Source organism: Massilia niabensis (assembly GCF_042655085.1).
Lineage (GTDB): Bacteria > Pseudomonadota > Gammaproteobacteria > Burkholderiales > Burkholderiaceae_D > Telluria > Telluria niabensis.
In genome coordinates, this window is the sequence record NZ_JBHSMU010000015.1 from 432,927 (window position 1) to 456,266 (window position 23,340).

19 protein-coding genes are annotated in these 23,340 nt (G+C 65.9%); 4 read left to right on the forward strand and 15 right to left on the reverse strand.

All coding sequences use genetic code 11. The annotated features are described in order from the left end of the window. Nucleotides 1–89: 89 nt before the first annotated feature. Nucleotides 90–1,034, forward strand: a complete 945-nt coding sequence (locus tag ACFPN5_RS16425) for a hypothetical protein (protein WP_379784843.1) — start codon at nucleotides 90–92, stop codon at nucleotides 1,032–1,034. Between the two features lie 154 nt (nucleotides 1,035–1,188). Here ACFPN5_RS16425 and ACFPN5_RS16430 read toward each other — a convergent pair whose 3' ends face one another. The 4 genes from ACFPN5_RS16430 to ACFPN5_RS16445 all read right to left on the reverse strand — a co-directional run bounded on the left by ACFPN5_RS16430 (nucleotide 1,189) and on the right by ACFPN5_RS16445 (nucleotide 7,106). Beyond that, nucleotides 1,189–2,049, reverse strand: a complete 861-nt coding sequence (locus ACFPN5_RS16430) for an oxygenase MpaB family protein (protein ID WP_379784844.1) — start codon at nucleotides 2,047–2,049, stop codon at nucleotides 1,189–1,191. A gap of 16 nt (nucleotides 2,050–2,065) precedes the next feature. After that, nucleotides 2,066–5,179 (reverse strand): efflux RND transporter permease subunit, encoded by a 3,114-nt coding sequence (locus ACFPN5_RS16435; RefSeq protein WP_379785729.1) that lies wholly within the window; start codon nucleotides 5,177–5,179, stop codon nucleotides 2,066–2,068. Between the two features lie 9 nt (nucleotides 5,180–5,188). Beyond that, complete coding sequence (locus ACFPN5_RS16440; RefSeq protein ID WP_379784845.1) at nucleotides 5,189–6,358, reverse strand: efflux RND transporter periplasmic adaptor subunit; 1,170 nt, start codon at nucleotides 6,356–6,358, stop codon at nucleotides 5,189–5,191. Nucleotides 6,359–6,488: 130 nt separating this feature from the next. Beyond that, a complete protein-coding gene (locus tag ACFPN5_RS16445) occupies nucleotides 6,489–7,106 on the reverse strand; it encodes a LysE/ArgO family amino acid transporter (protein ID WP_379784846.1) in 618 nt (205 codons plus the stop codon). 94 nt (nucleotides 7,107–7,200) lie between these two features. On the opposite strand from ACFPN5_RS16445, the gene ACFPN5_RS16450 reads away from it, so the two are divergent. Then, a complete protein-coding gene (locus ACFPN5_RS16450) occupies nucleotides 7,201–8,094 on the forward strand; it encodes a LysR family transcriptional regulator ArgP (RefSeq protein ID WP_379784847.1) in 894 nt (297 codons plus the stop codon). 13 nt (nucleotides 8,095–8,107) lie between these two features. On the opposite strand, the gene ACFPN5_RS16455 is transcribed toward ACFPN5_RS16450, so the two are convergent. Both ACFPN5_RS16455 and ACFPN5_RS16460 read right to left on the reverse strand, forming a co-directional pair. Then, the gene (locus ACFPN5_RS16455; RefSeq protein ID WP_379784848.1) at nucleotides 8,108–8,497 is read right to left on the reverse strand and encodes a hypothetical protein; all 390 of its coding nucleotides are present in this window, start codon (nucleotides 8,495–8,497) and stop codon (nucleotides 8,108–8,110) included. Nucleotides 8,498–8,875: 378 nt separating this feature from the next. After that, the gene (locus ACFPN5_RS16460) at nucleotides 8,876–9,613 is read right to left on the reverse strand and encodes a 2OG-Fe dioxygenase family protein (RefSeq protein WP_379784849.1); all 738 of its coding nucleotides are present in this window, start codon (nucleotides 9,611–9,613) and stop codon (nucleotides 8,876–8,878) included. A 138-nt stretch (nucleotides 9,614–9,751) separates the two neighbouring features. Between ACFPN5_RS16460 and ACFPN5_RS16465 the strand changes: the two genes are divergently transcribed. Together ACFPN5_RS16465 and ACFPN5_RS16470 are read left to right on the forward strand one after the other, a co-directional pair. Beyond that, a complete protein-coding gene (locus ACFPN5_RS16465; RefSeq protein ID WP_379784850.1) occupies nucleotides 9,752–10,255 on the forward strand; it encodes a hypothetical protein in 504 nt (167 codons plus the stop codon). Next, complete coding sequence (locus ACFPN5_RS16470; RefSeq protein ID WP_379784851.1) at nucleotides 10,245–10,637, forward strand: hypothetical protein; 393 nt, start codon at nucleotides 10,245–10,247, stop codon at nucleotides 10,635–10,637. Before ACFPN5_RS16465 ends, ACFPN5_RS16470 begins: the two co-directional genes overlap by 11 nt. Before the next feature lie 116 nt (nucleotides 10,638–10,753). On the opposite strand, the gene ACFPN5_RS16475 is transcribed toward ACFPN5_RS16470, so the two are convergent. From ACFPN5_RS16475 to ACFPN5_RS16515, 9 genes are all read right to left on the reverse strand, one after another. Continuing rightward, a complete protein-coding gene (locus tag ACFPN5_RS16475; protein WP_379784852.1) occupies nucleotides 10,754–12,781 on the reverse strand; it encodes a TonB-dependent receptor in 2,028 nt (675 codons plus the stop codon). 8 nt (nucleotides 12,782–12,789) lie between these two features. Continuing rightward, complete coding sequence (locus tag ACFPN5_RS16480; protein WP_379784853.1) at nucleotides 12,790–13,278, reverse strand: DUF6702 family protein; 489 nt, start codon at nucleotides 13,276–13,278, stop codon at nucleotides 12,790–12,792. Further along, nucleotides 13,275–15,674, reverse strand: coding sequence for a M1 family metallopeptidase (locus tag ACFPN5_RS16485; RefSeq protein WP_379784854.1), 2,400 nt, complete (start codon nucleotides 15,672–15,674; stop codon nucleotides 13,275–13,277). Before ACFPN5_RS16485 ends, ACFPN5_RS16480 begins: the two co-directional genes overlap by 4 nt. Nucleotides 15,675–15,756: 82 nt before the next feature. Further along, nucleotides 15,757–18,150, reverse strand: coding sequence for a M1 family metallopeptidase (locus tag ACFPN5_RS16490; protein ID WP_379784855.1), 2,394 nt, complete (start codon nucleotides 18,148–18,150; stop codon nucleotides 15,757–15,759). A gap of 155 nt (nucleotides 18,151–18,305) precedes the next feature. Then, nucleotides 18,306–19,760, reverse strand: coding sequence for a serine hydrolase domain-containing protein (locus ACFPN5_RS16495; RefSeq protein WP_379784856.1), 1,455 nt, complete (start codon nucleotides 19,758–19,760; stop codon nucleotides 18,306–18,308). Nucleotides 19,761–19,934: 174 nt separating this feature from the next. Beyond that, nucleotides 19,935–20,525, reverse strand: a complete 591-nt coding sequence (locus tag ACFPN5_RS16500; RefSeq protein ID WP_379784857.1) for a PEP-CTERM sorting domain-containing protein — start codon at nucleotides 20,523–20,525, stop codon at nucleotides 19,935–19,937. Nucleotides 20,526–20,694: 169 nt separating this feature from the next. Then, a complete protein-coding gene (locus ACFPN5_RS16505; protein ID WP_379784859.1) occupies nucleotides 20,695–21,822 on the reverse strand; it encodes a HupE/UreJ family protein in 1,128 nt (375 codons plus the stop codon). Next, nucleotides 21,819–22,994, reverse strand: a complete 1,176-nt coding sequence (locus ACFPN5_RS16510; protein ID WP_379784861.1) for a tetratricopeptide repeat protein — start codon at nucleotides 22,992–22,994, stop codon at nucleotides 21,819–21,821. The genes ACFPN5_RS16505 and ACFPN5_RS16510 overlap by 4 nt, the downstream gene beginning before the upstream one ends. Nucleotides 22,995–23,048: 54 nt before the next feature. Further along, the gene (locus ACFPN5_RS16515; protein WP_379784862.1) at nucleotides 23,049–23,339 is read right to left on the reverse strand and encodes a hypothetical protein; all 291 of its coding nucleotides are present in this window, start codon (nucleotides 23,337–23,339) and stop codon (nucleotides 23,049–23,051) included. Between the last annotated feature and the right edge of the window lies 1 nt (nucleotide 23,340).

The following is a 23,340-nucleotide window of genomic DNA, read 5'->3' on the forward strand; positions in this document are numbered from 1 at the left end:
TCTGTAGCGCACCCTGACCAGACGCCCGGCCAACACATGTTTGACCGGGCGTCTGGTACTTCAAGAATAACAATCATGAGGGAAATTTTATGCAAGCTCAACCAGTGAGCGGGACGACGCGCGTCCCTACCAACGGCGCTGCCGAGCCCGGCGACGAAGCGCAGCGTTCCGGCGTCTCGTGGGGCGCCATCATTGCCGGCGCCGTTGCCGCCGCCGCAGTCTCGATCGTCCTGTACCTGCTCGGCTCCGGCCTGGGCTTCTCCGCCATGTCGCCCTACGAAGACAACAGCGCCGTCGCGCTCGGTATCGGCGCCATCCTCTGGCTCAGTTTCACCCAGCTCGCCGCTTCGGCTTTGGGCGGCTACCTGGCCGGACGCCTGCGCGTCAAGTGGTCCAGCATCCATAACGACGAAGTCTATTTCCGCGACACGGCCCACGGCATGCTGACCTGGGCCCTGTCGACGCTGGTGACGGCCGCCTTCTTCGGCGGCATCATGAGCAAGATGCTCGGTACCGCCGCCGATGCGGGCGCCGGCGTGGCCAAGACCGCGATGATGAGCGGCGCTGCAGCCGCAGGCGCCGCATCGGACGAAGGTGGTGTGGGTGCCAATCCGCTCGACTACTTTTCCGACATGCTGATGCGTAGCGACAAGCCCGCAGCGCAAGGCGCGGCAACGGCCCTGAACGACCCGGGCCTGCGCCAGGAAGCCATGCGCATCCTCGCCACCAGCGTCAAGAACGGCGCCCTGGCGCCGGACGACCGCGCCTACCTGGCACGCCGCGTTGCCGAACACACCGGCATGGACCCGGCCGCCGCGCAGCAGCGCGTCGACGAGGTCTATAACCGCGGCAAGGCAGCGGCCGACAAGGCCACGGCAACCGCGAAGGACGCGGCCGACAAGGCACGCAAGGCTGCGGCCGGCACCGCCCTGTGGCTGACCGTGGCGCTGCTGCTCGGCGCTTTCGTGGCGAGCTGGTGCGCCACCCTCGGCGGCAAACAGCGCGACGGCCTGGCCGCCGTATCCGATCGTTAATTCAAGGAGGACGTCATGCGTTCGATTCTTCTCTGGGTGCTGGGGATTCCAATCCCGATCATTATCCTGCTCGCGATCATCTTCTGATCGGATAGCAAATCTGTCATGAAAACGCCGGCACCATGTGCCGGCGTTTTTCGTTTTAGAGTCGGTATCAGTTCTTCGTCCTGGATGCCGCCAGGCGCCGGGCGGCCTGCAGCGGTGGCGTGTCCCCGAGTGGCAGCAGCGGCGCCGCCTGCGCCAGCGCGCGCGCCAGCGTCGCCTCACCCGGGCGCAGTCCGCGGCCGCGCAACTGCGGCAGCGAACGCACCGGCTCCGGCGTGATCTCGACGGCGGCGCGCACCAGCAGCCGCTGGAGCGGGCGCATCGGCGCCGGCAGGATCGGCGCGTCGGTGATGATCCGCAGGAAGTCGGCGAGGATGCTTGAGGCCTCCAGGGCTGGCGCGGTTCGGGCGAGCAGGGCTTCCCACGCCGCCCAGGAGCGCGGTGCGCCGGTCGCGCCATACAGCCGGGCGGCAGGCTCGCCTTCGGCGAAGACGGCATCCTTCTCGGCCGGCGTCAGGGGTCGCACGTAGCGATGATAGGCCTCGATAAACCCGAAGCCGGCGGTCGCCTGCACCCAGTCGAGCAGGCGCGGGTCGTTGGCGTGATACGGGAGCCCGTCGGGCGTGGTCCCCTTCACGTGGTCATGCATGCGCACCACCTGCGCGATCAGCTTCTCGCTTGCCGAACGCGGGCCATAGACCGTCATCATGGCCGCAAAGCCGGTGCGGCGCAGGCGCATGCCCGGATCGCGCTGAAAGCCGCCGTAGTCCCACACGCCCGAGCGTACCGATGGCTCGGCCAGCTCGAGCAGCACCGCGGCCACGCCGCCGACAAACAGCGAGACGGGATTGGCGAACACCCGCCAGGCGACGCCGTCGTGCGGCGCCAGCGCCGGCTCGCCGGGCGGCTGGCTGAAGTCGAAGGCCATGCCCGGGGGCGGCTGCATCAGGTCCTGTAGCGTTTTCAGCATGGCCGCGCCCTGACGATCATTTCACCGCCGTCGGCTCCTTCAGCCTCAAAGGCTCGTGCGGATGGCGCCGCATCCTGCGCACCCCACGGCCCAGCATCAGCTTGACATCGTCGACATAGGTGAATACCGCCGGCACCACCAGCAGACTGAGCAGCGTCGACGTGATCAGGCCCCCGATCACGGCAATCGCCATCGGCGAGCGGAAGCTCGGGTCGCCCGACAGGCCCAGCGCCAGCGGCATCATGCCGGCGCCCATGGCGATCGTCGTCATCACGATCGGCCGGCTGCGCTTGTGGCAGGCATCGACCAGCGCCTCGAAGCGCGCCATGCCGGCTTTCCGCGCCAGGATCGCGTAATCGACCAGCAGGATCGAGTTCTTGGTCACGATCCCCATCAGCATGATCAGGCCGATCATGGTCGGCATCGACAGCGCGCTGTTGGTAATCAGGAGCGCCACGAAGGCACCACCAATGGATAAGGGCAGCGCCGCGAGGATGGTCAGCGGCTGCATGAAGTCGGCAAACAGCAGCACCAGCACGCCGTAGATGCACAGCACGCCGATCGTCATGGCGATGCCGAAGCTGGCGAACAGGGCCTGCATCTCCTGGGCGTCGCCCAGTTCCGCGATCTGCACCGAGGCCGGCAGCTTGGCGAAAGCGGGCAGGGCGCGTGCCTCGGCGTTCACCTCGCCCAGCGTGCGGCTTCCCAGTTCGACGTCGAGCGTCACGTTGCGGCTGCGGTTCAGGCGCGAGATCTCGGCCGGGCCGCTTTCCATCGTGATGTCGGCGACCGTCGCCAGCAGCACTGGCCCGTTCTTGCCGGGCACGGTCAGGCGGCCGATGGCGTCCAGGTCGGCCCGCACCGTGTCCGGCAGTTTGACCCGGATCGGCACCTGGCGCTCGGACAGGTTCATTTTCGGCAGCGCCTGCTCGTAGTCGCCGGCGGTGGCCACGCGCACCGTTTCGCCGATGGCGGCAGCGGTCACGCCCAGGTCGGCCGCGCGTGCAAAATTCGGCCGCACGATGATCTCAGGGCGCACCAGCGAGGCACTGGAACTGACGTTGCCGATGCCCTGCAGCGTGCGCAGCTCGCGTTCGGCGCGCTGGGCGGCCGCCGCCAGGGCGGCCGGGTCTTCGCTGCGCAGCACGAGCTGGAGCTTGCCGCCGGTGTCGGCCTGGCCGACGGTGAAGCGCGCGCCCGGAATGCTCGAGAGCTGGGTGCGGATCTGGCGCTCCAGCTCGGACAACCCCTCGTCGCGGTCGCTGCGGTGCACGGTCGTCACGGTCAGTACCGCGCGCCGCGCCTCGGCCGAGGCGCCGGGCGCAAAGGCGTCGCCGCTCGAACCGCCGCCGATCGAACTGAAGATGCTCGTCACGCCGGGCACGCGCATCGCCGCCAGGCGCGCCTGCTCGGCCACGACGCGGGTCTGCGCCAGCGTCGAGCCAGGCGGCAGTTCGGCGTTGATGATCGTCTGGCCGCGGTCGGCGGCGGGCACGAAGCCGGTCGGCAGCAGCGGCACCAGCGAGATCGAGGCGACGAAGAACACGGCCGTTGCGATCGCAGTAATCAGGCGGTGGCGCAGGCACCACTGCATCGTGCCCATGTAGCGGCGCATCAGCGGGCCGTCCTTTTCCTCGTGCGGGTTCTTGGCAGGCTTCATGATGTAGGCCGCCATCATGGGCGTCAGCAGGCGCGCCACCACCAGCGAGGCCAGGATCGCCAGCACCGCCGTCCAGCCGAACTGCTTGAAGAAGCGCCCGGGAATGCCGCCCATGAAGGCTGTCGGCAGGAACACCGCCACCAGCGAGAAGGTGGTCGCAATCACGGCCATCCCGATTTCGTCGGCCGCTTCCAGCGCCGCCTGCATCGGCGTCTTCCCCATGTTCAGGTGGCGCGCGATGTTCTCGATCTCGACGATCGCGTCGTCGACCAGCACGCCGACCACCAGGGCCAGCGACAGCAGCGTCACCATGTTGAGCGTATAGCCGAACAGGTACTGGCCAAGGAAGGCCGGGATCACCGACAGGGGCAGCGCGGCGGCGGCGACGAAGGTGGCGCGCCAGTCGCGCAGGAACCACCAGACCACGATCACCGCCAGCACTGCGCCTTCGTAGAGCATCTCCATCGAGGCGTCGAAGTTCTCCTGCACCGGCTCGGCGTTGTCGACGACTTCGCGCAGCACCACGTTCGGATGCGCTTTCTGCAGTTCGGCCACGGCGGCGCGCGCGCCTGCCGCTACTTCGGTTTCGCTGGCGCCGCGGGTGCGGAAGATTTCGAAGCCGACCACGCGGCGCCCGTCGTGCTCGGCCACGGAGCGCGGCTCGGAGACGGTGTCCAGCACGGTCGCCACTTCATCGAGGCGCACGCGGCGCCCGTCCGGCAGCGGGATGTCCATGCGCGCCAGCTCCTGCGCGCTGGCGACGGTGGCCAGGGTGCGCACCGACTGCTCGGCGCCGCTCACATCGCCGCGCCCGCCCGGCGCTTCGCGCTGCACGTTGCGCAACTGGCGCGACACGTCCAGGGCGGAGACACGCAGCGCCGCCATGCGCTCGGCGTTCAGCTCGACCCGCACTTCGCGATCGACGCCGCCCACGCGTTTCACGGCTCCCATGCCGGGCACGGAGAGCAGGCGCTTGGCGACGGCGTTGTCGACGAACCAGCTCAGTTCCTGGTCATCGAGGGCAGAACCCGGCTTGGCGGTAGCCGTAAAGGCCAGCAAGGTGCGCCCGGCGGTGGCCGCCTTGGTGACGCTCGGCTCGCGCATCTCGGCCGGCATGTCGGAGCGCACCTGCGAGACGGCGTCGCGCACGTCGTTGACGGCGTCGGACAGGTTTTTATCGAGGATGAATTCGACGGTGACCGTGGCCACGCCGTCGAGCACCTTGGTATAGATGTTCTTCACGCCCTGCAGCGTGGCCACCGAATCCTCGATCTTGCGCGCAACCTCGGTCTCCAACTGGGCCGGCGCCGCGCCGTCGAGGGTGGCGGTGACGGTCACGATCGGCAGTTCGATATCCGGGAAGAACTGGATCTTGTTGGCCTTGAAGGCGAGCAGGCCCGCCAGCGTGAGCAGGGCGAACAGCAGGATCGCCGGAATCGGGTTGCGGATCGATAGTGCGGAAAAATTCATCATCGGTCCTTAGCGCGCCGCGACCTTGGAAGGTGCGGCAGCAGGGGCGGAAGCCGGCGCCGGCGTTGCCGGCACATTCCTCACGAGGTCGCCGTCGTTCAGGAAGCCCGCGCCCTGGACGACGATCTGCGCGTCCGGTGCCAGGCCGCCAACCACTTCGATCCGTTCGCCCAGGCGCCGGCCCGTGTTCACCTTCAGCTGGCTCACGCGGCTGTCGGGATTGAGGCGGAACACGTAGCTGAAACCGTCGCGCACGGCGATGGCCTGCTGCGGCACCGTCATCGCGTCGGACGCTCCGAGTTCGAATTCGCCGCCGGCGAACATGCCGGCCTTCAGCGGCGCGTTGGAAGACAGGGAAGGCGGCAGGTCGACATACACCAGCGCCGTGCGCGTCTGCGCATCGACCGTCGGCGCGATCATGCGCACCTTGCCGTTGACCTCACTGCCGTTGGCCGCTTTCACGGTCACGCGGGTGCCGGGCTTGATGCGGCCGATGTCGTTCGCGACCACTTCGGCGCGCCATTCGAGGCGGCCCTGGCGGATCAGGCGGAACATTTCGGTGCCGACGCCGACCACCGCGCCCACCGTCGCGCTGCGCGCCGAGATGATGCCGCTGTCGGGCGCGACCACCTGCGTGTACTTCAGACGCAGGTTCTGCTGGGCCAGCGTGGCCTTGGCCGCGGCCACGCGTGCCTGCGCGGTGCGCTCGGCGGTGAAGTATTGCGTCACCTGCTGCTCGCTCATGGCGCCGGAGCTTTTCAGGACCTGGCCACGCCGTGCGTTGGCGGTCGCCTCGGCGGCATTCGCCTGCGCTTCCTGCAGCGCGGCGCGCGCCTGCTCGACATCGGCATTGACCGTGTCGGCCGAGAACACGGCCAGGACTTCACCCTTCTTCACCACGTCGCCGACGTTCACGCGCACTTCCAGCAGGCGCAGCCCGGCCGACTCGCTGCCGATGATCGCTTCCTGCCAGGCGGCGACGTTGCCGTTGGCGCCCAGGCGTAGCGGCAGGCTGGCCGAGCTCGGGCGCGCGACCGTGACGGTCAGCGCTGGCGTGGCGGGCGCATTCTTTTTTTCATCTTCCTTCTTGCCGCAGCCGGACAGTGCAAGGAGGAACACAAGCGGAAGTAGATGCGCCGAACAGGCAAGGGGTAAAAAACGTGGTGTCGAGGAGGGCATGTGCGTGGATTTCCTGGTTCCAAATTCAAGCAAGGCGGTCGCCTTGCGCGCAATGGAGCAGTCTACCAAAAGGCGCGAAAAGTTGACACGAGTTCAACCGTTCGCACCCTCCCTTCCTGCCAGGTCCGGATCAGGTACCGGCCAGCAGCAGCCAGGCCAGCGCCAGCATCAGCGTGCCCGTCAGCGCTTCGATCACGCGCCATACCGCCGGGCGGCCCAGCACCGTCGCGAAGCGCCGCGCCCCGAGGCCCAGCGCCGTGAACCACAGGACCGAGGCGGTCATGGCGCCCAGGGCGAACGCGCTGCGCTGGTCGCCGGCCAGGCTGCTGCCGACGGCGCCGAGCAGCACGACGGTGTCGAGCCAGACATGGGGATTCAGGAGCGAGAGGGCCAGCACGGTCACCAGCGCCCGTTTCAAGGTCAGGGCTTGCCCCGGGTTTGACAAGGCCAGTGCCGCGCCGCCACGCAGGCTGCTGGCCCAGCAACGCCAGCCATACCAGACCAGGAAGGCGGCCCCGCCGTAGCGCGCCAGCGCCAGCAAGCTCGGGGACGATTCGATCAGCCTGCCCAGGCCCGACATGCCGAGCGCGATCAGCAGCACGTCGATCACAATGCAGGCAAGCACGGTGGCGAACACGTGCTCGCCGCGCACGCCGGTCCTGATGACGTGGGCATTCTGCGCGCCAATCGCCATGATCAGGCTGGCGCCCAAGCCAAGCCCCTGTAAAAACACTTGTTGGGAAAACATCGCAGCTCCTTGTAAGAGGGGGCATTTTCTCAACCTGGCTTGGCAGATTCAATTATATTCATGATTATTAAGGGTACTTAAGAAAAACTGATCCATGAGAGTCGATCCCCGCCGCAGTACTGCCTTTACCGCTGCCGTCGATACGGGGAGCCTCGAGCTGGCGGCAAGCCAGCTCGGCATCTCGCCCTCGGCCATCTCCCAGCGCATTTCGGCGCTGGAGCAGGAATTCGGCACGCCGCTGCTGGTGCGCAGCCGGCCTTGCAGGCCCACGGTTCCCGGCATGCGCCTGCTGCAATATCTGCGCCGCAGCACGTTGCTCGAGTCGGAGTTCCTGCTCGAGATGGGCGTCGATGCGGGGCCGGCGCGCGTGGCCCTGGCCGTCAACAACGACACGCTGGCGACCTGGCTGCTGCCCGCGCTGGCGCCGATCCTGGCTGAGGAAGCATTGCTGGTCGACTTCGTGCTCGACAACCAGGGCCATACTTTTGCACTGCTGGAAGAGGGGCGCGCCGTCGCCTGCATTGCCGGCAACGCCCAGCCGATGCACGGCTGTACCGCGACCCTGCTCGGCGTGATGCGCTACCGGATGGTGGCGGCGAGCAGCTTTGCGCGACGCTGGTTCCCCGAGGGCCTGAACCGCGAGGCGGCCGGGCGCGCGCCGGTGGTCGTGTTCGACCGCAAGGATTCGCTGCAGGCCGCCTTCCTGCTTGAGCACCTTGGCCTGCCCGAGGGAAGCTACCCCTGCCATTACGTGCCCGCCAGCGATCCCTACGTGGCGGCGATCCGGCTCGGCTTCGGCTACGGCATGCTGCCGCTCGAGCAATGCCAGGCGATGCTGGACGAGGGCGGCCTGGTCGACCTGGCGCCACAGCTGCACACCGATGTGCCGCTGTACTGGCATGCGTGGCGGATCCAGCCGCAGCGCGTCGAGCGCATGGGGGCCGCGCTGGTCAAGGCAGCGCACGGGGTGCTGCTGCCGCTGTCATAAAGCGCCGGGAGGGCTAGAATGGCATGTCGATGGAGGAGACCATGAACATGCCGCTCGTCGTTGCCGCCGTATGCGCAGGGCTGCCGGGATGCGCCGTGCAGGACCCGGCGTCGCCCACCAGTCCGGAAACTGCGGTGTTCGCCGCGGCTTGCAAGGTGCCGGACAATTCGCAGCGCGCTTCGAGCGCCTTGCCGGCACGCGCCAGCACCAGGCCCGAGCCCCAGCTCGGCACGGTCGCACCCAGCACGCGCGTGCCCTCGCATGCCATGACGCCCTCGATGCGCGCGATGGAAAGGGTGACTGCGGCACGGGAGGCACAGGAAACTGACACTGCGAAAAAAATTTCGCCCCCTTGCGAGCCGGCGTCGGGTTCCGATCCCGCGCCGCCAGTGAGCGTAGGCAAGGGCTGATCGTGTAAATTTGCACTGGGCTGGTGCAATCTGTTGCTTGTCGCACGCTTATGATGCGGTGCCGCAAAAGAGATTCACCGCGAATGAGCATGTACATACGCACGGTCACTCTTCATAGGGCGGATACGGTGTTGCTACCGTAGTTTTACGGTATTGCAGTGCACCATAAACCCGGATATATTGGAACTGTCTCCTCCAGTTTTTCTCCGAATGACTGGATTGCCGCCCGCTACCGCAAGGTACGCGGGCGTTTTTTTGGTCCCCTGGGCTTAAAGCGTCTAACACAACCGTCAGGGCAAGGCGCATCGGCGAAGACAGTACGCTAGTACGGCGAGACGATGCAACGCAGCCATGGCGGTTGTGTTGGGCGCTCAGACGCCTTCGCCCTGGAAGCTGCGGGCGCGCCAGGTCAGCACCAGCGTATCGCGGTAACCGTGCCCGGCCAGCGGCTGGATCGGCGTCGACTCGTGGATGACGCGGGCGTCGTCGAGCAGCAGCAGGGTCCACGGTTCGGTCATCGTGAAGCGCAGGCCGCGCGGACCGTCGGCCTCGAACATGCGCGTCTCGCCGCCCTTGATGCCGGTGCGCCCGATCAGGATCACGGCCACGAAATCGACGCCGTCGCGGTGCGCGCCTTCCGGCGTGGGGCGGCCGATGCCGTCGGCGGTATCGATGCGGAACTGGTGCGCTTCCACATACCAGGGCTGCGCAGCCCGCACGCTCGAGCAGACGGCGCCGAGTGAGCGCAGCAGGCGCTTCCAGGCAGGTTGCGCGATCGTCGCCGGCTCGATCGGCTCGAACAGGCGGTGCATGCCGCCGTGCAGGGCGTTGTATTCGACCGGCTGCCAGTGCGCGCGGTGCGGCGTCTGCGCCAGCGTCCTGCCGTCGTCGATGAAGCAGGAGTGGCGCCGGCGCCGGTAGCGGCCGCCGTCCTTCAGGTAGTTGTCCAGTTCGAGATGGTCCCAGCTCGGCACGAGCGCCGACAGCTCGCCAAGCGAGCAGCCGGCCAGCGCGGCGACATCGGCAGGGCGCAGCAGCCCATAGCCGTCGCCCTGCAGGGCTTCATGGAGGCGGGAGGGATCGGTATAAAGTGGTTCAGGTGAGCTCATGCCCGGTAGCGTAGCATTTTAGGGAGTGACTTGTAAGTCAGGATTGACTTCCAAACAAGGACTCACTTGGCGCGCCTAACAGAAGCTTGTGCTTGCTACTTCATCGCAGTACAGTCATGTCGATATTTGGAGCCTTGCATGATTCATCGCGATCTCGCGCTGTTCGCTGACTACTACCAGTTCTACCTCCAGGATGAGGATGCCGAAGGAAATCTATCCGAGGCCTGGTCCGACGATGCCGTTGATCGCCTTCTCGCTGTAGCCCCTGGGACGATAGGCGTCGGGACCGTTCGGAACACAGCTGTCCCTGTGACGATTGGCGTCGTGGATTGCAAACCCATGATGGAAGCCGACAGCTTTGACCATATTGTCGAGTGCTCAGTCACATTCGGCAGCGGGAAGATCGTTGTGGCAGGCTGGGCCGATGATCTGGAGGAAGCGGCCCGTTTCCACCTTGCTCCGGGGACGTATCGGGTCCGAGTGAACTACGCCGGCCTGAACACGGTTTGGCCCGACGGTTTGGAGGGAAATGATCGCTATTACATTCAACTCTGGCCTGCCGTCGAAGGCCCGGTCACCATACTCAAAAATCGCGCCATCAATCCGGTGGCTCAGCGGTTTGATGTACGCTATGGGTCGTAAACGGCCTGACCTGACGTCTGCAAGCGGCCAGGAGCGGACGGCTAGTCTCAACATCAACCCACTTTCTATGAACCTCTGCGATCTTGAAGAATCCGAAGTCCTGTCGATCACTCTAGACCAAAATCATCTCTACTTCGAGATGGTCGTCTGTGCTGAGAACGGGGCTAATTACAAGCTTTCGGCCTGGAATATAGCCGGCGCTTCTCTGGACATCACTTTCGGCGCGCTTAATTTGAAAGGGCATCTCACGGACGCAAGCGGTCGTCATACTTTTGGCGAGCTTGAAAGCGTATCTATGGTGGAAAATGCGTTGACTCTTGAGGGCGACTTTGGGGACGTCGTTATCCACGACGCCAAGACTTCGATTGAACAGTTGAGATAGCTGGCCGGGTGAGTGCGCAGGCGACAGCGGACCTGCGCCGCCATAACCCGCCAGCAGCGGTACATGTAGAACGTCTGCCAGACGTTTTACAGACACCCCGCCCCAAGTTCCTGCGCCTACCAGGTTTTAGTGAGGCTGACCCGCAGCGACCGCGGCTCGATCGGGTGGAAGTGGATGTCCTCGCGCGGCGTCGCTTCGCCGGCCAGTTGCGAGGCATAGTAATAGTCGATGGCCGAATCGCGCCGGTTGGCGAGATTGAAGGCCTCGACCTCGACCTGCATGTCCTTGCCGATCCGGTAGCCGATCCGCCCGTTGAGCGTGGTGCTGGCCTGCGAGCGCACGCTGTTGTCCTCGATCAGCGGGCGCGGGCCGAAATAGCGCAGGCGCAGGGCGCCCGACCATGGGCCGACCTTGTCGACGGTCAGCGCAAGCTGGCCCACGCCTTCAACGGCGCCCGGAATCCGTTTACCGGCCGAACGCGCACGCGCAAACGCCGCGTCGAAGTCGACCGACAGCCATTTCAGGGGCCGCCAGTAATTCGAGAACTCGATGCCGTAACGGCGGCTGGCGTCGCCGGCCTCGGTCATGCCGGCGTCGCCGATATAGGTCAGTTCGGAGTCGAAGTCGAGCCGGTACAGCGCCACCGCCGTCTGCATTTTGGGGATAGCCTCGGTTCGCAGGCCGGCTTCCATCCCGCGTGAGCGCACCAGGCCCGGCGCGCGTTCCAGCGGGTCCAGCGTCGCCGGATCGATTGCCGCTACCGTGCCGCGCGCATCGTTGCTGTGGAAGCCGTGGCCGTAGTTCAGGTAGAACTCGGTCGAGGCCAGCGGCGCCACGATCAGGCTGAACGACGGGCTGACCTGGGTATCGTAGGCGCGGCCGGAGTTGGCCGCCAGGTCGCTCTTCACGTCGAAGCGAAAGCGGTCGGCGCGGGCCCCAAGCACGGTGCGCACGACCTTGTTCCAGCGCGTGACGCTTTCCACGAACAGACCGCCGCTGGTCTCGACGATGTGGTCTTCGCGTGTGGTGGACAACGTCTGGCGCGCCCGCGTGTTGCGCAGCGCGTTGAAAATGTTGTCGTTCTGGAGGCGCGCGCCGAACGTCAGGTCGGAGGCCATCGTCTCGCCGCGGTGCAAATGCAGGGTGTGGGCGGCGTCCAGGCCGCTCGTCACGCGCCGGTCCGGCTGGGCGAATTGGTCGCCGTTGACCGGGTCCACCATGAAGTAGGTGAAGTTCGAGAATAGATCGAGTTGGTTGCGGATGACGTAGGCGCTGAGCTTCGAGGCGGAATCGGCACCGGTGCGGCGCCAGGCGCCGGACAGGCTGTAGCGGCGCGCGCTGCCGCCGTCGGTGTCGTCGATCGCGTCGAAGCGGCCGAGCGAACCAGCTTCGACAGCCCGTAGCGGGATCTGGTCGGTGGCATTCCAGCGGCCGCGGTAGGCCATCGCCGTCACGTTCCAGCCATTGTTGGCATAGCCGCGGCTGTAGCGCAGCACGCCGTTGAGCTTGCGATAGTCGTCGGGCCGCGTCCAGGGGCCGTCGTTGCGCATCCCTTCCAGCGCGTACAGCAGGGTGCCGCCGGCCACGTCGGGCGAGCCGGCGAGCAGTGCGCGGGCAAAACCGTTCTCCCCGGCGGTGATGCTGCCGATATTCTTGACCAGGCGGTTGGCGTAGCTGATCTCGGCGCTGCCGGCTGATGCGAAGTCGCCGTCATGCGAAGCGTAAGGACCCTTGCGGTAGTCGAGGCGGCCGACGATTTCCGGAATCACGAAGTTGACGTCGGTCCAGCCCTGGCCGTGCGCGTGGCTGCGCTGGTTCACTGGCATGCCGTCAACCCAGGTGGCGAGGTCGGTGCCGTGGTCGAGGTTGAAGCCGCGCAGGTAGAACTGGTTGGCCTTGCCTTCTCCGCTGTGCTGGCTGGCGATCAGGCCCGGCATTGCTTCGAGCATTTCGCCGGGGCGGTAAGTGGTGCGCGCGGCGAGCTCCTTCTGGCCGACGCCGCCGGCCCCGGCCGACTCGGCCAGGCCGAGCTGGCTCAGGCGCGAGCCCTCCACCAGTACCCTCTGCAGCACAAGGTCGTCGGCATGAACGGGGAAGCAAAACAGGACGGCGAGTGCGCAGGGCAGCGGTCGGATCAGGGACATGAATTCTTTCAGCGCGCCGGCAGTTCGGCGTTATTACGATCGAAGGTCAGGGTGCGGACGGCGTTGCCGTCGTTTAGGTTGACGGTGTTGACCTGGTCCGGCAGGAAGTCTACCAGCACCTTGTTGTGCACGGCGCCCACCTTCCACACGGGGGTCTGCTCGACTTCCTGGTAGATCGTCACATTGGTCGGGTCGATCGTCACCCCGACCCAGCGGGTCTTCAACGCTGCCTTGTCCTGTCCCTGCAGCCGGAAGCGCGGCTGGACATACTTGCGCAGCACTTCCTGGTCTTCCGGGTCGGTCAGATCGAACTGGCGCCCATACAGGTTGGCCAGCAGCGCCTCGATGTCGTGCGCCATGTAGGTGTGCACGATCTCGGTACTGCCGGTGCGCACGTTGAACGAGATGTCGGCAATGCCTGCATGGAAGCGGTGCGCCGACACCGCACTGCTGACGAGCAGCAGCGCAGCGGCGAGCGCCACCCGGAAGCGCTTCATGGGACCGCCTTCGGCGCCGCTGCATCAAGCTTTGCTTCCGGCTTCTTCAAGGGCGTACTGAAGTCCTTCATCATGTCGTTGCCCGGCGGCTGGGTCTTGAACAGCTCCAGGCGCGACGGCGTTACCTTGCGCGGCCAGGCGTTGTTGTCGACGTTGATGTCGGCCGTCTCCCAGTACGGGTCCTGCGTCAGGCCAACCAGCGGCTCGTCGGTGACGATCAGCTTGGTGATTTTGGTGGGCGAATAGCGCCATACTTCGGCCGGGATGCGCTCGATGGTCTTCTTGCCGCTCTGGAGCTGCAGTTCCAGCACCAGCGGCGTCACCAGTCCGCCGATGTTGGTGAAGTCGACCAGGTACAAATGCTTGCCCGACGCCAGCAGCGCCTTTTCCCAGTCTTCCAGCTTCTCCTGCGACTCGTTGAACTTGTTGCGGTCGGCGTTCGTGACCGTGAACTCGTCGTGCTCGTTATAGAAATCCTTCAGCTCGGGGTGGGCGTCGACGCGGCGCGGCATGCCCTTGTTGCGCTGGTCGGTCAGCGAGATCGGTTCGGCCTGTTTCAGCTTGCGGCGCCATGCCTTTTCGATTTCCGGATTCTGGCTGCTGACCGTGTACTCGCTGATGCCGTCGATGCTCACGTCCACCGCGTCGGTCGTGTAGAACCAGCCGCGCCAGAACCAGTCGAGGTCGGTGCCTGAGGCGTCTTCCATCGTGCGGAACAGGTCCGCCGGTGTCGGACGCTTGAACTTCCAGCGGCGGCCGTATTCCTTGAAAGCGAAGTCGAACAGGTCGCGCCCCAGCACCGTCTCGCGCAGCACGTTCAGGGCGGTGGCCGGCTTGCCGTAGGCGTTCGGGCCGCGCTGCAGCACCGACTCCGAATTGGTCATGATCGGCGTCTGGTTACGGCTCTTCATGTAGTCGACGATCGCGCGCGGCTCGCCGCGGCGGGCCGGATAGTTTTCTTCCCAGGCCTGCTCGGCGAGGAATTGAAGGAAGCTGTTCAGGCCCTCGTCCATCCAGGTCCACTGGCGCTCGTCCGAGTTGACGATCATCGGGTAATAATTGTGGCCGACTTCGTGGATGATCACGCTGATCAGGCCATATTTGGTCGCCTTCGGATAGGTCAGTTCGCCAGTCTTCTTGTCCTTGGTCGGACGCGGACCGTTGAACGAGATCATCGGGTATTCCATGCCGCCGACCGGGCCGTTCACCGAGATCGCGGCCGGATACGGGTAGTCGAACGAGTACTTGTTGTACTGCTCGATGGTGTGCACGACCGCCTGGGTCGAGTAGCGCTCCCACAGCGGGTTGCCTTCCTTCGGGTAGTAGGACATCGCCATCACGGTGTCGTTGCCGCTCTTGACGCCCTGGGCGTCCCAGATGAACTTGCGGCTGCTGGCAAAGGCGAAATCGCGGACATTCTTCGCGTTGAAGCGCCAGGTTTTCATGGTTGTTGCGCGCTTCTTCTCGGCCGCTTCGGCTTCCGCCTGGGTGACGATGATCACCGGCTTCTTTGCCGTACGCGCTGCCCGCAGGCGTTCGCGCTGGGCGTTGGTCAGCACTTCGCCCGGGTTTTGCAGTTCGCCGGTGGAGGCCACGATGTGGTCGCCCGGAACCGTGATCTCGACATCGTAGTCGCCGAATTCGAGCGTGAATTCGCCGTCGCCCAGGTACTGCTTGTTCTGCCAGCCGGCCACGTCGTAGTAGGCGGCCATGCGCGGGAAGAACTGGGCGATCTCGAAGATATCGTTCTTGTCTTCCCCGGTTTTTTCATCCTTGAAGCGCTCGTAGCCCATGCGGCGGCCGACGATGTTCGCCTCGGGGATGTTGAAGCTCCACTCGAGCGCGAACGAGACGCGCTGGCCCGGCTTCAGGGGCTGCGGCAGGTCGATGCGCATCATCGTGCGGTTGATGACGTGATGCAGCGGGCGGCCGTCCGCGCCTTTCACGCTCTTGATGTCGAAACCGCCGGCAAAGGCACGGCTCTCGAAGTTGGCGCGGATGGCGTCGAACTTCACGCCTGCCGCGCCGGTTTGTTGCCAGGCCTCGCGCGAGGGGATGGTCGAGATGTTGCGGTTGTCCGAGTCGGCCCGGAACATGTTCTGGTCGAGCTGCACCCACAGGTAGGCGAGGGTGTCGGGCGAATTGTTATGGTAGGTGATGGTGCCCGCGCCCGTGATGGCGCGCTTCGCTTCGTCAAGCGTGGCGCGCAGCTTGTAGTCGGCGCGCTGCTGCCAGTAGGCGTGCCCCGGCGCGCCCGAGGCGGTGCGGGTGCTGGTAGGCGTTGGCAGCAGCTCGTCGAGCTGGCGGAATTTGTCGTCGAATTTGTCGGCGGCGCTGGCGCCGGCGGACAGGGCCAGGGTCAGCGCGACCGTGCGCGCGAGGTGCTTCATTTTCATGGGTATCTGATAGTTCTGAATGAAACAAACCGGTAGCCGCGCTTGTGACGCGGCCACCGGCTCAATGGTCTTGCCAACTGAATCACTGCACCGCCGGCACCGTCTCCTTCTTCGCTTCCTCGCCGGTTGCCGCCTTCTCTTCCTTGGTCTTCAACTTGGTATTGAAGTCCTTCATCAGGTCGTCGCCGCCACGCTCGGTCTTGAACAGTTCCAGGCGCGATGGGGTCAGCTTGCGTGGCCAGGCGTTGTTGTTCTGGTCGATGTCGGCCGTTTCCCAGTACGGGTCCTGGGTCAGGCCGACCAGCGGCTCGTCGGTGACGATCAGCTTCGTGATCTTCTTCGGCGAGTAGCGCCACACTTCGGCCGGGATGCGCTCGACATACTTCTTGCCGCTCTGGAGCGTGATCTCGAGCACCAGCGGCGTCACCAGGCCTCCAATGTTGGTGAAGTCGACCAGGTACAGGTGTTTGCCCGACGCCAGCAGCGCCTTTTCCCAGTCTTCCAGCTTCTCCTGCGACTCGTTGAACTTGTTGCGGTCGGCGTTCGTGACCGTGAACTCGTCATGTTCGTTGTAGAAGTCTTTCAGTTCCGGGTGCGCATCGACGCGGCGCGGCATGCCCTTGTTGCGCTGGTCGGTCAGCGAGATCGGTTCGGCCTGTTTCAGCTTGCGGCGCCAGGCCTTTTCGATTTCCGGATTCTGGCTGCTGACCGTGTATTCACTGATGCCGTCGATGCTCACGTCCACCGCGTCGGTCGTGTAGAACCAGCCGCGCCAGAACCAGTCGAGGTCGGTGCCCGAGGCGTCTTCCATGGTGCGGAAGAAGTCGGCCGGGGTCGGGCGCTTGAACTTCCAGCGCTGCGAATATTCGCGGAAGGCGAAATCGAACAGGTCGCGGCCCAGCACCGTCTCGCGCAGCACGGTCAAGGCGGCGGCCGGCTTGGCGTAGGCATTGGCCCCGAACTGCAGCAGCGACTCGGAGTTGGTCATGATCGGCACCTGGTTGCGGCTCTTCATGTAGTCGGTGATCAGGCGCGGCTCGCCGCGCATTTCCGGCCACTGCTCTTCCCATGCTTCCTGCGCGAGGGTCTGCACGAACGAGTTCAGGCCCTCGTCCATCCAGGTCCACTGGCGCTCGTCCGAGTTGACGATCATCGGGAAGTAGTTGTGGCCGACTTCGTGGATGATCACGCCGATCAGGCCATATTTGGTGCGCTTCGAGTAGGTCAGCTCGCCGGTCTTCTTGTCCTTGGTCGGACGCGGGCCGTTGAAGGTGATCATCGGGTATTCCATGCCGCCCACCGGGCCGTTCACGGAAATCGAGGTCGGGTACGGATAGTCGAACGAGTACTTGTTGTACTGCTCGATGGTGTGCACGATCGCCTGGGTCGAGTAGCGCTCCCACAGCGGATTGCCTTCCTTCGGGTAGTAGGACATCGCCATCACGTCCTGGTTGCCGCTCTTCATGCCCTGGGCGTCCCAGATGAACTTGCGGCTCGAGGCGAACGCGAAGTCGCGCACGTTCTTCGCCTTGAAGTGCCAGGTCTTGCTGGTCGTGGCACGTTGTTTCTCGGCCGCTTCGGCTTCCGCCTGGGTGACGATGATCACCGGCTTTTTGGCGGTCTTCGCGCGCGCCAGGCGCTCGCGCTGGGTGGCAGTGAGCACGGAACCCGGGTTCTGCAATTCGCCGGTCGAGGCCACGATGTGGTCCGACGGCACCGTGATCTCGACGTCGTAGTCACCGAATTCGAGCGTGAACTCGCCGGCGCCGAGGAACTGCTTGTGCTGCCAGCCATAGGCGTCGTAGTAGGCCGCCATGCGCGGGAACCACTGGGCGATCTCGAACAGGTCGTTCTTGTCGTCGAATTTCTCGTAACCCGAACGCCCGCCGAGCACCTTTTGCTCGTTGATCTTGTAGTTCCATTCGACTGCGAACGAGAAGCGCTGGCCCGGTTTCAGGGGCTGCGGCAGGTCGATGCGCATCATCGTGCGGTTGATCACGTGGGGCAGGTTGCGGCCATTCGCCTTCACCGAGGTGATGTTGAAGCCACCGTCGAAGGTCAAGCTTTCCAGCGTGGTGCGCATGGCATCGAACTTCATGCCTTCTTCCGGGCTGCGCGGCTTGGCCCAGGCCTCGCGCGAGACCGCCGTGGCCGACATGCGCGCGTCCGAATTGGCGCGGTAGATGTTCTGGTCCAGCTGCAGCCAGAGGTAATTGAGCGTATCCGGGGAGTTGTTGTGATACGTGATCGTCTCGGCGCCGCGGATCGCGCGGGCGGCTTCGTCGAGCGTGGCGCGGATCGTGTAGTCGGCGCGCTGCTGCCAGTAGGCGTGGCCAGGGGCGCCGGAGGCGGTGCGGATGGTCGTCGCGGTCGGCAGGAGCTCGTCGAGCTGGCGGAATTTGTCATCGAACGGATCGGCCGCGAAAGCGGACACGGTAAGGCACAGCCCCGCCAGAGCGATTGGCAAACGTATCATGTTTCCCCTGTTTTTATAGATGGAATAGGAGAAACTATTTTAATGGTAACTTTCCGGCAAGACTTCGCCGGATTTGTAAAAAAGCTGATACATGGTGCATATCCGGAGCGTCTGACGCGGCGGGCCCACAGGGGCCGCGCTGGGCCTGCTGTGCGCTACTGGGCGCGGGTGAATGGAACCTCGCGCGAACCGGCCAGGATGCGCCCGCCATCGCCTTCCATGCGCAATTCGAGGTCCGGCGCCAGCACGAACAGTACCGTCGGCGACTCGGCATGCAAGGGCTCGATGCGGCCGCCGGGCGGGGTGACCATCAAGCGGCCGTCGCGGCGCTCGATGGTGAACTCGCCCAAGCCGCGGGCGACATAGCGCCCAACGAGCTTGTCCTGGGCCGCTTCCGGCAGGGCGATGGCTTCGCGCAGCCTCGGCTGGCGGCTTGGCCACTTGTACTCGAACGCGACGGCGCGCACGATCGCGCCGGCGAGCTCGCCGCCATTCGCGCTGTTGGTCATGACGACCACGCCGTCGCCGCCTTTATCTGCACCGGCATAAGCGAACAGCGTGTTCTGGTAGCCCATGTTGCTGCCGGTGTGGCCAAAGCCCGACGCCACGCCGGCGCCCTCGACCATTGTCCCAAGGCCGTAGCCCTTCTTCACCGGCTGCAGCATGGTGCGCGCCATCGAGGGCGACAGCACCCCCTTGCCGCCGCTCGCGCTGCGCTGCAGGTCGATGGCAAAGCGGGCGAGATCCGTCGGCGTCGTCCACAGGCCGGCCGCGGCCAGCTCCGGATAAGTGTAGGGACCACCGGCATACGGCTTGCCAGTGGCGTCGTGCGGCAGTGCGGCGCGCGCCAGCAGGGCGGCCGGCAGCGGCTGGGCGAAGCTGCTGTCCTTCATGCCAATCGGTTTGAGGACCGTATTAGCAAGGAGCGCATCGAACGGCTGCTGCGCGCGGTCGATCAGCGCCTGCTGGACGATGCTGTAGCCGCCGCCGGAATAGCTGAAGGTGCTGCCTGGCGCGGCTTCGACGCGCACCGGTTGCGAGTTCGCGGGCGCGGCTCCGTCGAGCACCTGCACCAGGGTCGGGACCGCTTGGTCGGCAGCGTAGCCGCGGAAGCCCGATACGCTCGTGCCGCCGGTATGCGACAGCAGCTGGCGCAGGCTGGTTTTCGCCTCGCCGGTCGAGGCGGGAGGCAGCTTCCAGCTGGTCAGGATGGTGTTGACGTCGGCGTCGAGATCGAGCTTGCCTTCCTGGGCCAGGCGCAACGCGGCCATGGCCGCCACCGGTTTGCTGATCGAGGCTGCCTGGAACAGCGTGTCGGCCGTCACCGCCGGGCCGCCGATATGGGTCACGCCAAAGCCCTGCGCCCAGGCGATCTTGCCGCCGCGGATGACGGCGATGCTCACGCCCGGCACGTTCAGCCGGCGCATTTCATCGGCCAGGGTGCGCGTCGCCGCCTGGCTGGCCAGCGCAACCGGCTGACGCAGGCCGCGCTCGATGCGGGCGATTTCGTCGCTCGTCGCGGCAAAGGCCGGCGCCATGGCGGCGAGCAGCAGGGACAGGGCGATGCGCTGCAGGCGGGTAGCAGGAATGCTGGGGTCAAGGCGAATCAATGCTTCTCCTGGTAATGGTCGCGAGGGGCGTGCGAAGCCGACCGCAACCGATGGCGGTTGGCTGGTCGCTTGGTTGCAAATGCGTTGGAAGAGTGCCGGGCGAGCTGGCAGGCAGGGTCGTCCCGGCAGGCGCGCCGTCGCGCCTGCCGTCATGATTGCAATGGCAGGCAGGCCTCAGGCCTTCCTGCGGCGGGCAGCCGCCAGTCCCGCAAGTCCCAGCGACAGGATGGCGATGGTGCCAGGCTCCGGTACCTCGACCGGCTCCTCTTGCGCGAACGGGGTGACGCGGAAGGTCATGTCGTAATCCGAATCGGCGCGCTCGCCCGCCAGGTAGGCACGGCCGTTGGCGTAGGGGCTGTTGCGGGTGGAGTAGGACGCGCCCCAGTAAGGGCTGGTGCCGGGAATGCTCAAGACTGCGGTGTACATGTTGCCGACGGTGAGAGTGACCGCCGAAAAATCGACATCATAAAAACCGGTGACGCCGGTTGGAATCTCGAACACGATATTGGCCAGCGTGTCGCCGTCCAGGCCATCGCCGTCGACCAGGCGCAGGCGCAGGGTGTCGGCAGGCGAGCCGACGTTCATGGGGCTGTAGTAGAAGGCGAACAGGACGTTCGCATCCTCGGCCCGGAACGACTGTCCCATCGGCTCGTAGAAGTTGACCTGCGACGTGGCGGAGATATCGCCTTGCAGGATCACGCCCGCGTGGGCGGACATGCCGCAAAAGGCGGCGGCGGCGACGAGCGATTTCAGGACGGTTTTCATGGAGGCTCCTTCGGATTTTTAGTATTGGAATTTCCCTAATTTCCGATAAGCACATTCCGTGCCGCAATTTTGTTTTCTATAGGAATCAATCACTTGCCTGGCGGGCTGCTGCAGAAGATTCCCTGGGTGTAAGAAAATCCGACACGGCAAGGCACCCTTTCCGCCAGGCTCACAGCATCAGTTGCAGGTCGAGCGCCCGTTCGGCCAGCCACACCAGCGCCACCAGTGCGATGCAGACCGACCCTCCCGTCATCACCATGCGCCGGTAAAACAGGCCCCGGCGCAATGCAAAAGCCAGCGGCAGGAACAGGGCGACGATCGCCAGCTGGCCCAGTTCGACGCCGACGTTGAAGCCGACCAGCGACAGCACCAGCGCGCCCTGCGGCAGGCCCAGGTCGGCCAGCACGCTGGCAAAGCCGAAGCCGTGGATCAGGCCGAAGCCGAAGGCGACCAGTGCGCGCCAGCGGTGATACAGCGGCCACAGGTTGTTCAGCGCAGCCAGGATGACCGATGCCGCAATCGCCGACTCGACCAGGCGCGAGGGCAGGGACAGCGCGCCGAGCACGGCCAGGCTCAGGGTCAGCGAGTGCGCCAGCGTGAACGCGGTGACGATCTTGAGAACGTCGATGGCCGAGGCCTTGAGCGTGTCGCGCCCCTGCCACTGGCCGTCGCGGCGCACCAGCACGGCCGGCAGCAGCAGCGACAGCAGGAACAGAATGTGGTCGAAGCCGATCCAGATATGCCAGACGCCATGGCGCACGTAGTCGGCAAACTGGCGCCAGCGTGCGGGCTCGGCCACCGTCAGCGTCTGCCGGCGCGCATCCGGTGCGAAGATGGCGGCGCTCGTGGCCGGGCCGTGGGTGAGCCGCAGCAGGCCCTTGTGCTGGGGATCGATGTCGAACAGCAGGCTGTAGTCGACTTCCAGCGCGGTCACCGGCGCCCCGCATTCGCCCTGCAGGCGCAGTACCGAATACGTGCCGTCGGTATGCTTGTCGACCAGCTGCTCGCTCACGCGCAGCCGGCAAGGCTCGCCGCCGCTGGAGAGCTTCAGGCGTGACAGCGCATAGGCGGCGATCGCCGCGTGGCGCGCGCGCACTTCGTCCCAGGTCAGGGCGGCGTCGCCGTTGGCGTCGATGCCGACGGCCATCTCGAGGTCGCGCAGGGCGATGTCCCACTGGCCTTCGATCCGTTGTTCCTTGACGTCCAGCGCGAGGTAACTGTCGCTCGCCTTGTGCGCGTATGCCGGCAGCGCGCCCGCAAGGAGCAGGGCTGCAAGGATGAGCCAGCGCGCCATCATGCCTTGCCCTCCAGGCGCGCCACGGTCGCCGCGATGGTGGCGTCTTCGATCCGGCTGCGTGCCAGCCAGTCGCGTACCAGGGCACGCGCCTCGGCGTCGCCGCTGGCTACGGCGGCTTCGGCCAGGATACGCAGGTCGGCCGGCTCTTTCTGCACCGCCCAGTTCAGCTTGGCCAGGCGCACGGCAGCCGCCGCATCGCCACGCAGCGCGAGTGCATAACGCGCTTCTTCGCGCTGGTGCACGCTGTCGCGGCGGCGCCTGGCCGCGTCGAAGCGCGCCGCCAGCTCTGCGCTGGCGCGGGCTGCTTCGGGCATGCGCGCCGTTTTCAGTGCGATGGCATGGCGCAGCAGCAGGGCGTCGGCCGCTGTCTTGTCCTTCAGGAGGCGCACGACCTCGCCTGCGCGGCCGGCGTCGAGCATGAAGTCGGCATACGCGGCCAGCAGGTAGCTGTCGGACGGGTCGAGCGCAAGGGCTTCGCGAAAGTGGGTGTCGGCGGCTGCGCCGCGGCCCAGGCGCGCCGCCATTTCGCCGAGCAGGGTGGCGACCCAGGCGCGGATGGCCGGCGCGCTGTCGGATCGCGCCGCATAGGTTTGCAGCAGGCGCTCGTAGCTGGCGCTTGCCGCACCGCTGACGCTGCCGACGTTCGAGAGGCAGGTTTGCACCACCAGCTCGGGCGCGCGCGAATACAGGCGCATGCAGCTGGCGCGCGCTCCGGCGAAGTCGCCCGTGATCAGCTGCACGGTGGCGCGCGTCAGCCAGGCCTGGCTGTTGCCGCTGTCCTGTTTCAGCACCTGGTCGAGGTCGGCCAGCGCGGCGCCGAACTGATGGGTGCTCTGGCGCAGCGTGGCGCGCAGCACCGCCACTTGCGGAGGGGGTTGCGGCTGCGACCACCAGGGCGCGAGTGCCGCCTGGGCATAGCCGAGGTAGCGTGGATCGCCGTCGCGCCGGCTTTGTTCGATGTAGCGCTGGGCCAGCATCGTGGCCAGCTCCAGGTTGCCCGGGTTGGCGTCGAGGGCCGTGCGCAGGCGCTGCAGGTCGCGCCGCACAGGGGCGGCGCCGCCTGGCAGGCGCTCGAGCACCTGGGCTCCGCTGGCGGGGATATAAGGCGCCGCGCCCGTGGTCCCGAAGGCGCAGGCGAAGGCGAATGCGGCGATGATGATCTTGCAGACCATGAAAAATCCAGAAGAGAGGTAACGCGGGACGGCGAACCGTCCCGCGCGGGGCGCTTAACCGACCGGTTGCGGCTCGGTGTTCTCGGGCTTGGTTTCAACCACGCCTTCGATCGCTTCCGGCTCGTTGTTGTCGAGCAGGTTGGCGGCAATGTTCATCACGTAGGCAAAGAACGAATCGCCGCTTGCCACCGGTGGCGGTGCCGGCGTGCCGCCCGTCGGCGGCGGTGCCGGCTGCGGCTTGTCGTCGTCGCTGCTGCCGCCGCAGGCCGTCAAGGCGAGCATGCCGCACAGCGCCGCCGTGGCGAGAAGACCGCGCTTGTGGCGGGTAAGGAGATGGTTGGACATG

Coding starts and splice junctions, on each gene's coding strand:
- ACFPN5_RS16480 (WP_379784853.1), bottom strand. CDS start 13,278: ATGAAGCGCTTCCGGGTGGCGCTCGCCGCTGCGCTGCTGCTCGTCAGC.
- ACFPN5_RS16440 (WP_379784845.1), bottom strand. CDS start 6,358: ATGCCCTCCTCGACACCACGTTTTTTACCCCTTGCCTGTTCGGCGCAT.
- ACFPN5_RS16505 (WP_379784859.1), bottom strand. CDS start 21,822: ATGATGGCGCGCTGGCTCATCCTTGCAGCCCTGCTCCTTGCGGGCGCG.
- ACFPN5_RS16430 (WP_379784844.1), bottom strand. CDS start 2,049: ATGCTGAAAACGCTACAGGACCTGATGCAGCCGCCCCCGGGCATGGCC.
- ACFPN5_RS16470 (WP_379784851.1), top strand. CDS start 10,245: ATGGGTCGTAAACGGCCTGACCTGACGTCTGCAAGCGGCCAGGAGCGG.
- ACFPN5_RS16445 (WP_379784846.1), bottom strand. CDS start 7,106: ATGTTTTCCCAACAAGTGTTTTTACAGGGGCTTGGCTTGGGCGCCAGC.
- ACFPN5_RS16435 (WP_379785729.1), bottom strand. CDS start 5,179: ATGAATTTTTCCGCACTATCGATCCGCAACCCGATTCCGGCGATCCTG.
- ACFPN5_RS16450 (WP_379784847.1), top strand. CDS start 7,201: ATGAGAGTCGATCCCCGCCGCAGTACTGCCTTTACCGCTGCCGTCGAT.
- ACFPN5_RS16500 (WP_379784857.1), bottom strand. CDS start 20,525: ATGAAAACCGTCCTGAAATCGCTCGTCGCCGCCGCCGCCTTTTGCGGC.
- ACFPN5_RS16475 (WP_379784852.1), bottom strand. CDS start 12,781: ATGTCCCTGATCCGACCGCTGCCCTGCGCACTCGCCGTCCTGTTTTGC.
- ACFPN5_RS16460 (WP_379784849.1), bottom strand. CDS start 9,613: ATGAGCTCACCTGAACCACTTTATACCGATCCCTCCCGCCTCCATGAA.
- ACFPN5_RS16425 (WP_379784843.1), top strand. CDS start 90: ATGCAAGCTCAACCAGTGAGCGGGACGACGCGCGTCCCTACCAACGGC.
- ACFPN5_RS16515 (WP_379784862.1), bottom strand. CDS start 23,339: ATGTCCAACCATCTCCTTACCCGCCACAAGCGCGGTCTTCTCGCCACG.
- ACFPN5_RS16510 (WP_379784861.1), bottom strand. CDS start 22,994: ATGGTCTGCAAGATCATCATCGCCGCATTCGCCTTCGCCTGCGCCTTC.
- ACFPN5_RS16490 (WP_379784855.1), bottom strand. CDS start 18,150: ATGATACGTTTGCCAATCGCTCTGGCGGGGCTGTGCCTTACCGTGTCC.
- ACFPN5_RS16465 (WP_379784850.1), top strand. CDS start 9,752: ATGATTCATCGCGATCTCGCGCTGTTCGCTGACTACTACCAGTTCTAC.
- ACFPN5_RS16485 (WP_379784854.1), bottom strand. CDS start 15,674: ATGAAAATGAAGCACCTCGCGCGCACGGTCGCGCTGACCCTGGCCCTG.